General features: G+C 65.7%; 16 protein-coding genes and 1 pseudogene. 7 read left to right on the forward strand and 10 right to left on the reverse strand.

The window, feature by feature from the left end:
• The 4 genes and pseudogenes from bamC to RT697_RS16215 form a co-directional block, all read right to left on the reverse strand.
• Window positions 1-413 (reverse strand): annotated as a pseudogene (gene bamC, locus RT697_RS16200) (outer membrane protein assembly factor BamC); the annotation flags it as partial.
• Between the two features lie 17 nt (window positions 414-430).
• A complete protein-coding gene (gene dapA / locus RT697_RS16205; RefSeq protein WP_312994177.1) occupies window positions 431-1,336 on the reverse strand; it encodes a 4-hydroxy-tetrahydrodipicolinate synthase in 906 nt (301 codons plus the stop codon).
• An 87-nt stretch (window positions 1,337-1,423) separates the two neighbouring features.
• Window positions 1,424-2,071 (reverse strand): site-2 protease family protein, encoded by a 648-nt coding sequence (locus RT697_RS16210; RefSeq protein ID WP_313700197.1) that lies wholly within the window; start codon window positions 2,069-2,071, stop codon window positions 1,424-1,426.
• Between the two features lie 69 nt (window positions 2,072-2,140).
• Complete coding sequence (locus RT697_RS16215) at window positions 2,141-2,767, reverse strand: L-threonylcarbamoyladenylate synthase (RefSeq protein WP_313700198.1); 627 nt, start codon at window positions 2,765-2,767, stop codon at window positions 2,141-2,143.
• An 85-nt stretch (window positions 2,768-2,852) separates the two neighbouring features.
• Here RT697_RS16215 and RT697_RS16220 point away from each other — a divergent pair, with 85 nt between their 5' ends.
• The 3 genes from RT697_RS16220 to RT697_RS16230 all read left to right on the forward strand — a co-directional run bounded on the left by RT697_RS16220 (window position 2,853) and on the right by RT697_RS16230 (window position 5,166).
• On the forward strand, window positions 2,853-3,704 hold the full coding sequence (locus RT697_RS16220) for a neutral zinc metallopeptidase (protein WP_313700200.1): 852 nt from the start codon (window positions 2,853-2,855) through the stop codon (window positions 3,702-3,704).
• A 164-nt stretch (window positions 3,705-3,868) separates the two neighbouring features.
• Window positions 3,869-4,405: a hypothetical protein gene (locus tag RT697_RS16225; protein WP_313700202.1), complete on the forward strand. Its 537-nt coding sequence runs from the start codon at window positions 3,869-3,871 to the stop codon at window positions 4,403-4,405.
• Window positions 4,402-5,166: a DUF1828 domain-containing protein gene (locus RT697_RS16230; protein WP_313700203.1), complete on the forward strand. Its 765-nt coding sequence runs from the start codon at window positions 4,402-4,404 to the stop codon at window positions 5,164-5,166. Before RT697_RS16225 ends, RT697_RS16230 begins: the two co-directional genes overlap by 4 nt.
• 36 nt (window positions 5,167-5,202) lie before the next feature.
• On the opposite strand, the gene RT697_RS16235 is transcribed toward RT697_RS16230, so the two are convergent.
• The 3 genes from RT697_RS16235 to RT697_RS16245 form a co-directional block, all read right to left on the reverse strand.
• Complete coding sequence (locus RT697_RS16235) at window positions 5,203-5,478, reverse strand: hypothetical protein (RefSeq protein ID WP_312429857.1); 276 nt, start codon at window positions 5,476-5,478, stop codon at window positions 5,203-5,205.
• A gap of 230 nt (window positions 5,479-5,708) precedes the next feature.
• A complete protein-coding gene (locus RT697_RS16240; protein ID WP_313700205.1) occupies window positions 5,709-6,365 on the reverse strand; it encodes an N-acetyltransferase in 657 nt (218 codons plus the stop codon).
• A 142-nt stretch (window positions 6,366-6,507) separates the two neighbouring features.
• Window positions 6,508-7,236 carry a winged helix-turn-helix domain-containing protein gene (locus RT697_RS16245; protein ID WP_313700207.1) on the reverse strand — a complete coding sequence of 243 codons (729 nt, stop codon included), beginning with the start codon at window positions 7,234-7,236 and terminating at the stop codon, window positions 6,508-6,510.
• Between the two features lie 78 nt (window positions 7,237-7,314).
• On the opposite strand from RT697_RS16245, the gene RT697_RS16250 reads away from it, so the two are divergent.
• The gene (locus RT697_RS16250) at window positions 7,315-8,670 is read left to right on the forward strand and encodes an MFS transporter (protein WP_313700209.1); all 1,356 of its coding nucleotides are present in this window, start codon (window positions 7,315-7,317) and stop codon (window positions 8,668-8,670) included.
• 4 nt (window positions 8,671-8,674) lie between these two features.
• Here RT697_RS16250 and RT697_RS16255 read toward each other — a convergent pair whose 3' ends face one another.
• On the reverse strand, window positions 8,675-9,307 hold the full coding sequence (locus tag RT697_RS16255) for an FMN-binding negative transcriptional regulator (protein ID WP_313700210.1): 633 nt from the start codon (window positions 9,305-9,307) through the stop codon (window positions 8,675-8,677).
• Between the two features lie 134 nt (window positions 9,308-9,441).
• Window positions 9,442-9,636 (reverse strand): hypothetical protein, encoded by a 195-nt coding sequence (locus RT697_RS16260; RefSeq protein ID WP_313700211.1) that lies wholly within the window; start codon window positions 9,634-9,636, stop codon window positions 9,442-9,444.
• Window positions 9,637-9,866: 230 nt separating this feature from the next.
• On the opposite strand from RT697_RS16260, the gene RT697_RS16265 reads away from it, so the two are divergent.
• The 3 genes from RT697_RS16265 to RT697_RS16275 all read left to right on the forward strand — a co-directional run bounded on the left by RT697_RS16265 (window position 9,867) and on the right by RT697_RS16275 (window position 12,371).
• Window positions 9,867-10,439 carry a DUF3313 family protein gene (locus RT697_RS16265; RefSeq protein ID WP_313700213.1) on the forward strand — a complete coding sequence of 191 codons (573 nt, stop codon included), beginning with the start codon at window positions 9,867-9,869 and terminating at the stop codon, window positions 10,437-10,439.
• 281 nt (window positions 10,440-10,720) lie between these two features.
• Window positions 10,721-11,338 carry a YiiX family permuted papain-like enzyme gene (locus RT697_RS16270; protein WP_313700215.1) on the forward strand — a complete coding sequence of 206 codons (618 nt, stop codon included), beginning with the start codon at window positions 10,721-10,723 and terminating at the stop codon, window positions 11,336-11,338.
• 37 nt (window positions 11,339-11,375) lie between these two features.
• The gene (locus tag RT697_RS16275) at window positions 11,376-12,371 is read left to right on the forward strand and encodes a DUF4105 domain-containing protein (RefSeq protein WP_313700217.1); all 996 of its coding nucleotides are present in this window, start codon (window positions 11,376-11,378) and stop codon (window positions 12,369-12,371) included.
• Here the strand turns inward: RT697_RS16275 and RT697_RS16280 are convergent.
• Complete coding sequence (locus RT697_RS16280) at window positions 12,317-13,738, reverse strand: amidohydrolase family protein (RefSeq protein ID WP_313700218.1); 1,422 nt, start codon at window positions 13,736-13,738, stop codon at window positions 12,317-12,319. The two genes, RT697_RS16275 and RT697_RS16280, sit on opposite strands and share 55 nt — an antisense overlap.
• Window positions 13,739-13,765: the final 27 nt, after the last annotated feature.

The raw sequence follows: 13,765 nt of genomic DNA on the forward strand, positions 1-13,765 counted from the left end.
CCGGGGTTGTTGGTGGCGACGGTAAAGCCGTTTTCGGTCCAGAAGTCGATCAGGCGGGGGAAGATCTGCTCGGGCGGACGGTCCACCACGAGCCAGCGCAGGTCGCCGTCCCGCTCGACACGCATGTCGGCGCGGCTGGGAAGCACGTTGCTGGTCTTCGGGGAGCTGGCCTGGGCCACGCCTTGCTGCTGGAATTCAGAGAAGGTGGTGGAGCCGGAGGCCGGCGCGCGGTAGCGGGGGTCACTGTTGGCTTGCGTCAGGTCGGGCGGAATGCTCAGAGGCTCTCCGCGTTGATTCACTGCGCTCTTGTAGTCGACCGATTCTTCATTGCCCAGGAATTGGTTGACCTCGGAGCACCCGGCCAGCAACACCAGAGACATCAATGCCGACAAACCGGCATGACGCTTGTTCATACGTTTCCTCACGATATTTAGAGCAGTCCCGTTTCCTGGAGCGCGTTGCGCACCGTTGCGTGATGCGGCGCGCTCAGTTCGACCAGCGGCAGCCGGTAGCCCAGCGCGCTGCGACCCATTTCGGCCAACGCCCATTTGACGGGGATGGGGTTGGCTTCAACGAACAAAGCCTTGTTCAGACGCGCCAGGAACGCGTTAAGTTCACGGACCTTCGGCACGTCGCCCGCCAGGGCGGCGGCACAGAGGTCGCGCATGAGCTTGGGCGCCACGTTGGCCGTGACGGAAATGTTGCCGCGCGCGCCCAGCAGGATCAGGGCTGCCGCGGTGGGATCGTCGCCGCTGAAGACCTGGAAGCTGGCGGGCGCCTCGCGGAGCAGCAGGCCGCCGCGGGCGATGTCGCCGGTGGCGTCCTTGATGCCGATGATGCCCGGCACCTGCGCAAGACGCAGGATCGTCTCGTTGCTCATGTCGGCAACGGTACGGCCCGGCACGTTGTACAGGATGGTGGGCAGATCGACGGCTTCCGCGATGGTGCGGAAGTGGCGGTACAGGCCTTCTTGCGACGGCTTGTTGTAGTACGGAACGACCGACAGGCCCGCGTGCGCGCCGACCGCCTTGGCGTGGCGCGTCAGGTGGATGGCTTCGTCGGTGGAGTTGGCGCCCACGCCGGCAATGACCGGAATACGGCCGGCGGCGTGTTCGACGGCAACGCGGATCAGTTCCGCATGTTCTTCCATGGAGACCGTGGGCGACTCCCCGGTGGTGCCCACCACCACCAGCGCGTCGGTGCCTTCCTGGACGTGCCAGTCGATCAACGACCGGTAGGCAGCGTAGTCCAGGCTGCCGTCGGGTTGCATTGGGGTGACCAGGGCCACCATGCTGCCCTGGAAATTAACGCCTGCGGCGGTAGCAGGGGATGCCATAGATTCGGGCTCCAAAACCCCGCGGCGGGATTGCCCCAGGGCCTGATTCAGTAAAACCGCTGAGTTTAACGGATATTGGGTGGAAACTTATACAAACCACCGAACGATTGTCCATCCCAACGCGAGCACCGGTTGCATCAATAACCAGAGCACATCGGTGACCAGCAGGACAATGACGATGATCAAGCCATACGGCTCGATTTTCGAGTATTGCCACGCCAGACGGTTGGGCAGCAGGCTGAACAGGATGCGACCGCCGTCCAGCGGAAGAATGGGCAGCAGATTCAGCGCCATCAGCACGAGGTTGACGTTAATGCCCGCCACGGCCATTTCAGACCAGAAGCTTTCCTGCAGGCCGCTTTCCACGAGCAGGCGCAGAGACAGCGCCCACAGGATGGCCATGAACATATTGGCTGCCGGTCCGGCCAGCGCGACCCAGGCCATGTCCTTTTTGGGACGGCGCAGGCGGCCGAAGTCGACCGGGACGGGCTTGGCCCAGCCGAAGAGCAGCATGGAGCCGCCGATAAGCTTGGAGGCCAGCAGGATGGCGACCGGCACCAGCAGCGTGCCGACGGGGTCGATGTGCCGCGCCGGATTCAGGCTGACCCGTCCGGCCTGATAGGCGGTCGGATCGCCCAGCATGCGCGCCACGTAGCCGTGCGCGGCTTCGTGCAAGGTGATGGCGAAGATAACCGGTATCGCGTAGACCGCAATGGTTTGGATGATGTCATTCATGGCGAACCGGATTGTAGATGAGCCGCGCTCGCGCGCGGCACGTCTCGTACATCGAGGCGAGGGGTGAAATCAGACAAGTCCGAGCGTGGCGGGATCGCCGCGGCCCAGGCGCACGACCACGGGTTCGTCGCCAGTGAGGTCGATCACCGTGGTGGGCGCCTGCGGGCAAGCGCCCGCATCGATGATGGCGGCCAGATCGTGGTCGTAGCGCTCGCGGATTTCCTCGGCGTCGTTCAGCGCCTCGGTTTCGTCCTTGGGGATGAGCGTGGTGGACAGCAGGGGCGAGCCCGACTGTTCCAGCAGGCCCAGGAGGACGGCGTGGTCCGGCACACGGATGCCGATGGTCTTGCGCGAAGGGTGCGATACGCGCCGCGGGACTTCCTTGGTGGCCTCGAGGATGAAGGTCCAGGGGCCGGGCGTCGCGGCCTTCAGCAGGCGGTATTGCTTATTGTCGACGCGGGCGAAGTGGCCGATTTCGGCCAGGTCGCGGCATAGAAGGGTGAGATGGTGGCGGTCGTCGAGTCCGCGCAGGCGGCGCAGCCCGTCGGCGGCGCTTTTGTCGTCCAGGCGGGCGACGACGGCATAACTGGAGTCGGTGGGCACGGCCACCAGGCCCCCGTCATTAAGCCATTGCGCGGCTTGCTTGAGCAGCCGCGGCTGGGGATTTGCGGGATGAACGGAGAAGTACAAAGCCATGGGTTTATCCTAACATCCTTGAAAGCCGCCAAATAGCGCGGCGATGCAAAATGGCGGTATCGCCGATCCGCCCCGGAGAACGAATATGCGCCTTGGAAACTCGCGCCAGAGCAACAATGTGGAAGACCGCCGTTCCGGCGGCCCGCGAATCGGGGGCCGAGGCACCATCGGCATAGGCACGATAGTACTTGCCCTTGTCGCAATGTACTTCGGTGTGGATCCCCGTGTCGTCCTGGATATGGCGGAAGGCCCGGCGGTGCAGCAGCAAGCGCCGGCCACGGCCCCGCCGGCCAACGATCCGCAGGCAGTCTTCGTGTCCAAGGTGCTGGGCGAAACCGAGGACGTGTGGAACACCATTTTCCAGAAGGAATTGAACCGCCAGTACATCGAGCCCAAGCTGGTGCTGTTTCGCGGCGCCACGCCCACGGCCTGCGGCACCGGCCAGTCGGCCATGGGGCCGTTCTATTGCCCGGGCGACAGCAAGGTCTATATAGACCTGTCGTTCTTTGACGAGCTGCAGAACCGGTTCAAGGCGCCGGGCGATTTCGCGCAGGCGTACGTGATCGCGCATGAAGTCGGCCATCATGTGCAGCACCTGCTGGGCATTTCGGACCAGGTGGACCAATTGCGCCGCCGCAACCCCTCGCAGGCCAATGCGCTGTCCGTGCGTCTGGAGCTGCAGGCGGACTGCTTTGCCGGCCTGTGGGCGCAGCGCGCGGATGCGGCGCGCAACATCCTTGAAGGCGGCGACGTCGAGGAAGCGCTGGCGGCGGCCACGGCCATCGGCGACGACCGGTTGCAGAAGCAGAGCCAGGGGTACGTCGTGCCCGATGCCTTCACCCATGGCAGCTCGGCGCAGCGCGTGCGCTGGTTCAAGCGCGGGCTGGAAAGCGGCAGCATCAAGCAGTGCGACACGTTTGGTGCGACATCGCTATGAGGGCTGTATATCCATACAGCCAACTGACCTCGACCGTCTTCATCTTGTAAGATTACGCCCCCTCGCAATGCTGCGCCCGCGTGTTTCCATCCGCGGCGCGGCGGGCGCAGCGCATGCCCCTCGCAGGTTTGTCCGCGCGCCCCCAAGACCCTTTATCTGTTTCCATGGCCAACAAGTTCGAACCGCTAATCACCGTTGATGAGGTGCAAGAGATTCTTGCCGAACCCAAGGAAACCGCGAAACCGATCGTCTGGCTTCCGAAGCCGGCTGCGGGCAACGCGCAATGGATGGAGTTCAGTTGCCCCTGCAAGATCAAGGGCGACGTGCGCGAAGACGTGATCTTTCGCGTCATGTACCGCGGCGCCCGCACGGCCGTGCACGGCCAGGCCACCATCTTTCTGACCGAAGCGTTCTGTGCCAGCCTGTTCGTGGGTCCGCACCGGGTGTACGGCGTGGACACCGACGACTCGTTTCACACCAGCCTGGTGGGCGCGGACCGGCCGCAGTACCGCAAGCCGCTGGCCGACCGCAGCCATGAGCACATCTGGGTCGAGGAAGGCGAAGGCTATGCCGAGCCCGTCGTGCCCGCGCTGGACACCATCGCGACGCTGATGCAGTATTTCCTGCCGCGAGCGAACCTGACGCTGGCCGGCGGCTTTGCGCATCCCCTCAAAGGCCGCCAAATCGAACTGATCCTATGAGCAATTTTCTGGAAGCCTCCGGCTGGACCATCCTGCCGGCGGGCGAACACGCCATTCGCGCCGTGTCTCCCATGACACTGGGCCTTGACGGCCAGCACGCCGCCTTCTTCATCGCACATCCGGACGAGTCGTCGTTCTACCTGACCGACGCCTGTGAGACCGCGATGCATGCGTCGAGCTTCGGCATCGACGTGGCGGCCAAGCGCATCGACATCCTGAACGAGACGCCGGGCGTCACCCTCGCCCACTTCGACCGGTCGGGCGCCATCGTGGCGTCGGGCCCGAACGAGCAGTTGCAGGAAGCGCTGTGGGACGCGGTGAAGCTGGCGATGGCGCTGTCGTTTCAATGCGCGAAGTGGATGCCGCGTTTCAGCCAGCTGCGATTCCGTGCGCAGGTGGGCCGCGCGCTGGCCGAAGGCGTGGGCGTGAACCGCATGGTCAAGGGCGCGCGCGCCAAGGGCAGCAGCGGTCACACGGCGGATTTTGCGTACGCGGTGCGCGCGGCGGGCAGCACCGCCCTCACCTACATCGAGCCGATCGCCCTGAAGGCCGGCAAGAAGATGGACTGGACGCAGGTCTATCAGACCCACGGCAAGATGTCGGATGTGAAGATGGCCGATGCGCGCAACTCGCGCATGGTGATTCTGGAAGACGGCGCCTCGGCCGAGGAATTCAAGAAGGCCGTGACGATCCTGGAGCAGTCCGCCACCGTGCAGACGCTGGCCAAGACGCGCGACTGGCGCGAAGTGTTTTCGGCCTAGCCGTCAGAAGGCAGCCGGGTGTGGAGGGCGGCCGGGTCAGGACGGCAGATTGGTCAGGCCGTCCACGATCTCGCGGCCATGCAGAATGGCGGCATGCACGGCCTCGCGCGGGCTGTAGACAAAGCCGCCGCCGGCAAATTGCGGTACGGGATATTCGTCGCCGCCTTCGAGGATGGCGCCTGCCTGCACGACCATCACCGATGCGATGAAGACGGGGCCGCTGGGCTGCGCAGGAACTTCGATAGCGCCGCTGCCCCGGGAAACCTTGGCCGTGAGGCGGTATCCCTTGTAGATCAAGTTGTTCTGATGCACTTCGGTAGTCCTCTATCTGCCGTCGAGCATACTCCGTGATTTGATGACATTCCGGATAAGTTTTGTAACTCCAGCAGAAGATGGAAACACTGTTGCGCTGCCGCAAGCATGTCCCCGTTTCTCATGCGTTGGGAAACAAAACCGCAATCTCGCCAAGAGTCAGCGCTGACGCGGGTCGCAGGGCTGCGCCGCGTGTAGGCGGCGCAGCATCGCAAGCCGTTTCCGGGGGATTACCCTAGGGCCTGTTGCGAAAGTGCATCCTGGGACACTTTCATCCCTGTCACGCGCATGTAATCGTCCAGCCGCCACCCCCTGCCGAGCAGGATCATGCGGGTATGCAGGTCGTCCCGCACGGCTTGGCTGACTTCACGTCCCAGATACGTCAGCTGCTTGCAGCGCAGATCCACGAAGCCCAGCGCATAGTCGCGCGCCAGCCCCATCCACAGGCGATGCGCGCCCACCGACTGACGCGCGCCGCTGAGGATGCACAGTCCAGCATCCAATGCCCATCGGTACACCGCGGTGGCCAGACCCATGCCCTGGTAAGGCGCGGCGTATTTGGAATGCGGGGCGCGCACGTAGGGATCGGCGCGCCGCCCCACTTCGATCAGGCGGTTGAAGACGGTATAGCCCGCCAACCGGCCGCGCCGCACGTCCACCACATACACGTAATACTCGCCGTCAGCCTCGCGGTAGCGAAGCACGATGCCAGGGATGTCGGTCTTGACCTCCGGCAGTCCATGCAGGCGATCCATCGGACGATTCATGCGGTTGTGGATGGCATCGAGTTCCTTGTCGACCTCTTCGGGACGATGGTTAACGTCGATGCGCAATTCCGTCACGATCGACATGACGTGACGGAACGCGTGCAGGGCCAGCGTAGGCAAGGCCACCTCCTGTACAGGGTTGAGAAGCTGTCCGCGAGGGACGGGAAGACGTAAAAAAAGCCGCATCCGCGGCTTGAAAGGTTGTGTGCGGGTGCACCGCCGGTTGGGGCGGTATGGAGCGGGCAAGGCGAGGAGGAGGCGATCAGGCTGCTGCATGCGCATCCCTTTGGGCGGCGGGCTGGTCGCCCGCGAAGCCGAAGAAGGCCGGAAACTGGCGTTCGCCCCTGGCCGTGATGCGCAGCGCGCGCGAGTCCAGATCCTTGCTGATCCAGCCGCGCGCCAGGAGCGCATCGAGCAGCGCGGCGCCCAGCGCGCCGCCCAGGTGCGAGCGCCGCTCGCTCCAGTCCAGGCACGCGCAGGCAAAGCGGCGGCGGCGCTGCCGCGCTTGCGCAGCGTCAACGCCCACCTGCGCCAGCGATGCCTCGCCCAGCGGCGTCAGCTGATAATCGCGGCCGTCCGGCGTCAACCAGTGACGGGCCAGCATCGCATCATGCATCCGCACGGCTAGCGTGCCGGCCATGTGGTCGTAGCAGGTGCGGCTGTCGCGCAGCGCGGAGGGCGTGGTCGGCTTGAACGGGGCGCGGTCGGCGCCGGCCACCACCAGCAGCGCCTCCAGCGCGTTGCCCACGTCGCCGCTCGCCAACCGGTAGTAGCGATGCTTGCCCTGCACGGCCATCTCGACCAGGCCCTGCTCGCGCAGCCGCTGGAAATGGCTGCTGGCCGTGGACGCGCCAATGTCGGCGGCCGCGGCCAGCTCCGTCGCGGTGCGCGCGCGGCCGTCCAGCAGCACGCACAGCATGCGGGCGCGGGCGGGATCGGCAATGGCGCCCGCGACGGCGGACAGGTTGATGTCGGCGAACTCGGAATCCATGGTTCGGTATGGACCAAAGTGTTGTGTACAGGGCGTAAGCATACTTCGACTCAACGAAAACAACATCCACGCCATCCCATGCCTGCTTCCCCTTCCTTTTTCGGCTGGAAAGTCCTCTACGCCACCTTCATGCTCGCCGTTTTCGGCTGGGGCGTCGGCTTTTACGGGCCGCCGGTCTTCCTGCATGCCGTCGTCCAGCGCACCGGCTGGAGCGTCGGGATGGTGTCGGGCGCGGTCACCCTGCATTTTCTGGCGGGCACGGTGGTGGTGGCCAATCTGCCGCGTCTGTACCGGCGCATCGGCGTCGCCCGCACGACCGCAGGCGGCGCGGCGCTGTTGGCGCTGGGCGTGGCGGGATGGGCGGTGGCGCAGGCGCCGTGGCAGCTTTATGCCGCCGCAGTGATCAGCGGAATGGGCTGGGTCACGCTGGGTGCGGCAGCCGTCAACGCGCTGATTGCTCCCTGGTTCGTGCGGCGGCGACCCGCCGCGCTGGGCATGGCGTACAACGGCGCCAGCGTCGGCGGCATCGTCTTTTCGCCGTTGTGGGTGTACCTGATTGCGCGGGCCGGCTTTGCGCAGGCGGCGCTGTGGGTAGGCATTGCGATGGTCGCCGTCATTGCCGTGCTGTCGCACAAGGTGTTCAAGGTGACGCCGCAGCAAATCGGCCAGGCGCCGGACGGAGATTTGTCGGGCGGCGTGCCGTCGGACGGCGTCCCGTCGGCCGGCTCATCGTCGGCCGGCTCATCGTCAGACGGCATCCAGTCTAGCGGCACACCCACGGCCACCGCCCCATCGCGCGCAGTGCAGGAAAGCGCCGCAACGCCCACGCCAAGACTTGCGATCAAGCTGCGCCACGACCGGGCGTTCGTGACGCTGGCCGCCGGCATGGCATTAGGGCTGTTCGCCCAGATCGGTTTGATCGCGCACTTGCTGTCACTGCTGGCGCCGCTATTGGGCGCGCAGACGGCAGGCCTGGCGATGGGACTGGCAACGGCAAGCGCGATCGCCGGCCGCTCGCTCGTCGGCTGGCTGATGCCGCCAGGGGCCGACCGCCGCAAGATAGCCTGCGCGGCATACGCCGTGCAGATTGCGGGATCGCTGGTGCTGATGCTGGCCGCCGACCATGCGTGGGCGCTGTGGACGGGCGTCGTGCTGTTCGGGTCGGGCATCGGCAACGCCACGTCGCTGCCGCCCCTGATCGCGCAGACGGAGTTTGCCCGCGAGCAGGCGGCGCGCGTGGTGCCGCTGATCGTCGCGTTGTCGCAAGGCGCTTACGCCTTTGCGCCCGCGGCGTTCGGCGCGCTGCGGACGTGGCTGCAGCCTTCGGCATTTATGCTGCCCGCCTTCCTGGCCGCGGCCGCCCTGCTGCAAGCCGCAGCCATCGCCTGCTTTGCGGCAGGCCGAGACGCACATGCGAAGCGCGGCGCGCCCTGATGCCTCAGGCGCTCCCGCCGCGTCGCGCCACCAAACCGGCCATGACCGCATCGCCGCGTTCGCTGACCAGGCCTTCGGCCACGCCCTCGCGATCCGCCGCATTGCGGTTCTGACTGACCTTCCACTTGCCTTCGATGCGGGCGATGGGAATCTCGACGCCGACAATGGCGCGCATCTGCGCGGCAATGAAATCGGCAGGCGCCTCGTCCACATGCCACGGCTGGACGCGCGCCTTCTCCTGGCTGTCGGTCAGCGCCTCGAGCTGGGCGCGCAGCCAGGCCGGATCGTCCTGGATCACCGGCGTGCCCCACACATGCACGGCCACGAAGTTCCAGGTCGGCACGACCTTGTGCGTTTCCGCCTTCGTCGCGTACCAGGACGGCGTGATGTAGGCCTGCGCGCCATGAAAGGCCACCAGGCATTCGCGTCCGGCGGCCAGTTCGGCCAACTGCGGATTGGCGCGCGCCACGTGCAGGCGCAGGACGCCGTGCGCGCCTTCGGGATAGAGCAGACAGGGAATGTGGTTGGCCATCAGCCCGCCCTCTCCGCTGGTGAAGATGACCCCTAGCGGGTGGGCGCGGATGAACTCGTGCTGGGTATCCAGCGAATCTTCGCGAAAGGCGGACGGCAGGTACATGGCGACGGCGCGATCAAGAATGGGAAAGCGACAACATACCGCGCGCGTGGCACCACTGAAAGAGCCACACACTCCGCCTTTCATGGAGCCATGCGCGGCGCGAGCCCCGAACGCCGCCCGTACCCGCCCGGTCGCTATTGCCGGGATCGTCCGTACGCGGCGTTCATGCGCTCGCGTGCCTCCGTTTCATGCGCGAAGGCGCGGTCGTAGTTTTCCAGGCAACCGGGCGTGGGATTGGGCCACTGGATCGCGGCGATTGCATCGGTCAGTTCGTCACGTGCCCGCTGCCATTCCTTGACGGCGGCATACCATTCGTTGGCGGTGTCCATAGATCTCTTCCCCCTTCTATGTGCACAGGCCAATCGTAGCGCTGGCCAAGACCGGCGCGACAGCGTTTTCGCATGGCCAGAGGGATGATGTGGCGGCGACGCAGCGCCACTTTTCACGGGCGAAAAATTGCCGCGCGGCGCCACGGTTCAGGCAGATAATTTCCAGCAAGGATCGTGCCGGTTTTGCGCCTGCCTTTTGCGAGCGCCGTTTTTCTGACAAGGAAAATGCCATGAAGCCCAACCTCGCACTGCGCGCGGCCTGCTGCGCGCTCATCGGACTGGCCGGCTGCACCAATCTGCCCAAGGCCAAGGACTATTCCACCGCGCTGGGCGAACCGCAAAGCCAGCTTCAGCAGGATCCCAACTGGAGCGGCGGCCGCATCTGGGTCAGGCCGGGTCCGCCGATCGGCAGCCAGTTCGACAAAAAGCTGCTCATGGAAGAGGTGACGTTCATCCCGGGCGACCGGCCGGATGAGCTGGACTTCCGGGACGGCGCCGAGATGCGCCAACGCGTGCTGACCTACATGAACGCGGCCCTGCGCCGCGAGTTCACGCAGGCCGGCTATCAACTGATTTCCGCGCCGGCGCCGCGCTCGGTGCGGCTGCTGCTCGAAGCCTCGGCGCGCGATGCCAGCACCAACCAATTGCTGATCGCGTCGCTGGGCGCGGTCACGGGCAGCAATCTGCCGGAAAACCGCAAGCCTACCGCCGCCGACGTGCAAAGCGCCATCGACGACTGGGCGCGCCGGGTCCGCGAGCAATTCGAGCGCATCTGGGTCGCGGAAATACCCAAGACCAAATGACGCGCGGCGGACAATTTCCGCCTTCATATCACGATGTGATGAATATTGACGTCAACCCTCACTTACCCAGGGCCGCCGGCTAATGCTACTGTTCCGCCTGTGCAAGGAGTACATGCAATGGATCAGAAAACGAAGCCCTGGGCATTTCCCAAACCCCACCCCGAAAACACGCCTCGCGGCGAACGCAACAAACAAGAGTTCGACACGCCGCCCAAGGAAGAAAAGCCCGCAGCCAAACCGCGCGCAAAAAAGCAGACCCCTGCTGCCGGACGGGCGCGCCCGTGAGGCTGGCGGCAAAGGTCTGTACGGCCGCGTTGGCGGCGCTATCTGCGCTGTCCATGGCCGCCACCGCAGCGCCCGACATCCAGACGGGCGACATGGTGTTCCAGCAGTCCCGGTCAGCGCAAAGCCTGGCCATCCAGCAGGCCACGCACTCGCCCTACAGCCACATGGGCATGATCGTGACGCGCCAAGGCCAGCCTTACGTGCTTGAGGCCGCGGCGCGCGTCAGCTACACCCCCCTCTCCCAATGGGCCGCGCAAGGCGAGCGCGGCCATTACGTCGTCAAGCGACTGCGCGACGCATCGCTGCTGACGCCGGACGCGCGCGATCAGCTTGCGAAGGCAGGCGCCGCCTACGTCGGCAAGCCCTACGATCTGGTGTTCGCCTGGTCGGAAGATCAGATCTATTGTTCCGAACTGGTGTGGAAGATCTATCAGCGCGTGCTGGGCGTGAAGGTCGGCGCGCTGGCGCCGCTGAAAAGCTTCGATCTCGCATCGCCGGCGGTGCAGGCCAAGATGCGGGAACGCTACGGCAAGAACATCCCGTGGGAAGAACCCATCATCTCCCCGGCCGCCATGTTCGAATCCGACCAACTGGTCACGGTAGGCACCTTCTGATTGCAGTGCGCGGCGCGACCGCCGCCCAAGGAGCGCAATGACGGTTTCCATCCTGTTGGGCATCGCCATTGCACTGGTAGCGGGCTGGGGTGCGCTGGCATTGTGGATCCGCGCGCCGCTTTCATCGGTATGGAAGCCAGTCGTGGTGCTGGCCTGGGTGCTGCTGGCATTAGCCGCCATCGCCGGGCTGGCGTGGCCGCGCTGGTGGCCGGGCCTGGTTCTGCATGGCGCGGCCCTGGCCGTACTGCTCGTGTGGTGGCTGCGCATCCGCCCGTCCAACGACCGCCCCTGGATTGCCGAGGTCGCCCGCCAGACGCACGGCGACGTCGAAGGCAATGCCGTCACGCTGCACAATGTGCGCAACTTCGACTGGCGGTCACGCACCGACTTCACGCCCCGCTGGGAAACCCGCCGCTATGCGCTGGACGCGCTGCAATCGGTGGACGTCGCCTTGTCGTACTGGGGCCATCCCGCCATCGCGCACGCGCTGGTGTCGTTCGGGTTTGGCGACGACGATCACGTGGTGTTCTCGGTGGAAATCCGCCGCAAGCAGGGCGACCGGTTTTCCGAGATCGGCGGCTTCTTCAAGCAATACGAACTGAGCGTGATCGCCGCGACCGAAGCCGACTGCCTGCGCGTGCGCACGAACGTCCGGGGCGAAGACGGCTACCTGTACCGCATCCACATGCCCGCCGCCGCGCCGCGCGAACTCTTTCTTGCCTACGTGGACGCGGCCAACCGGCTGCGCGGCACACCGCGTTTCTATCACACGCTGACCGCCAACTGCACGTCGATCGTGTTCCAGATGGCGCGGCGCATCGTGCCCGGGTTGCCGATGGACTATCGCCAACTTCTGTCCGGCTATCTGCCGGAATACCTGTACAAACAGGGCGCCCTGCGCGGAGCGGACAGCGCCGCCGACTATCGGCGCCGCGGCCGCTACACGGACCGCGCCCGCGCCACGGTCGATCCCGCCGATTACTCGCGCAACATACGCCGGGGTGTGCCGGGCATCGCCACCGCATCCTTGTAGATGACGCCGTCCTTCATGATGACCAGGAAGTTCTTGTCCGGATCGCCGATCAGCTTGATGTCCTGGATCGGGTCGCCATCAACCAGCAGCAGGTCGGCCAGCGCGCCTTCGCGCACGACGCCCAGGTCGCCGCGGTAGGGATTGCGCTTGCCTGACAGTTTCAGCAGCTCCGCATTTGTGCCGGTCGCCATGATGAGCGTCTGCGCGGGCGTGTACCAGCGCGTCAGGCTCGCCAGAATGCGGCCCTGCTGCTCGGCCAACTGGCTTGAAAACAGGATGTCCGTGCCGAACGCCGTTTTCAGCTTGTGCTTGATCGCCAGCTGGTAGGTGCGGTCGGTGCCGGCAAAGACCTCCTGCGCTTTCAGCCATTGGTCGGAGCCGCGCGGAAAGGCGTCGGCCAGTTCGTCCGGAAAGGGCTGCGTGCTCAGCCACACCCCGGCGCGCGCCATCATCTGCGCCGTTTCCTCGTCCATCATGCTGCCGTGCTCGATGCTTTGCACGCCCGCCTTGATGGCGCGCTGGATGGCGGTGGGCGTGTAGGCGTGCACCGCCACGTAGGTGCCCCAATCCGTCGCGGCGTCGACCGCCGCGCGCAGTTCCGGCTCTGTGAATGTCACCACATCCAGCGGGCTGTGCGGAGACGACACGCCCCCGCCGCCGGTCAGCTTGATCTGCGTCGCGCCCTGCATCAGCTGTTCGCGCGTGCGCAGGCGCACTTCGTCTGGGCTGTCGGCGATGGTGCTGTCGCCGGCCAGGTCGTGCCGCGATGCGGGCGCGCCCAAGGTGCGCGGCAGGTCTGCCATCGAGCGGAAGTCGCCATGCCCGCTGGTCACGCTGATCATCGCGCCCGACGGATAGATGCGCGGCCCCGGAATGACGCCCTGATCCACCGCCAGCTTCAGACTGAAGGCCGAGCCGCCCAGATCGCGCACCGTGGTGAATCCGCGCATCAGTGTCTTCTTCGCCTCGACGCCCGCGACGATGTTGAGATACGTCGGGTCCTGCGTCATCGCCACCGCAATCGGCACGCCCACGAACATGCTGTGCCAGTGCATGTCGATCAGACCCGGCATCAGCGTGCGGCCGCCGCCGTCGATGACGCGCGCGCCGTCGGCCACGATCTTGTCCCGCGACACTTTTTCGATGACGTTGCCGTGGACCAGCACGCTGCTCGCGGGGCTTAGATCGCCCGACACGCCGTCGAAGATGCGCACGTTTTCAAACAGGATCCGCGAATCCGCCGCGGCCTGCGCGGGCGGCGTCGGCGCAGCTGCCTCCGGCGCCGCGGGCAGGCCATGGGAATGCGCCAGCGAAGCGCCAAAAATCAGCGATACGGCCGTGAATGCAATGCCAGTCCTGACAGACATGATCGAACCTCTGGTTGAAGTCATCCG

This window comes from Achromobacter sp. (assembly GCF_032113835.1).
GTDB lineage: Bacteria > Pseudomonadota > Gammaproteobacteria > Burkholderiales > Burkholderiaceae_B > Achromobacter.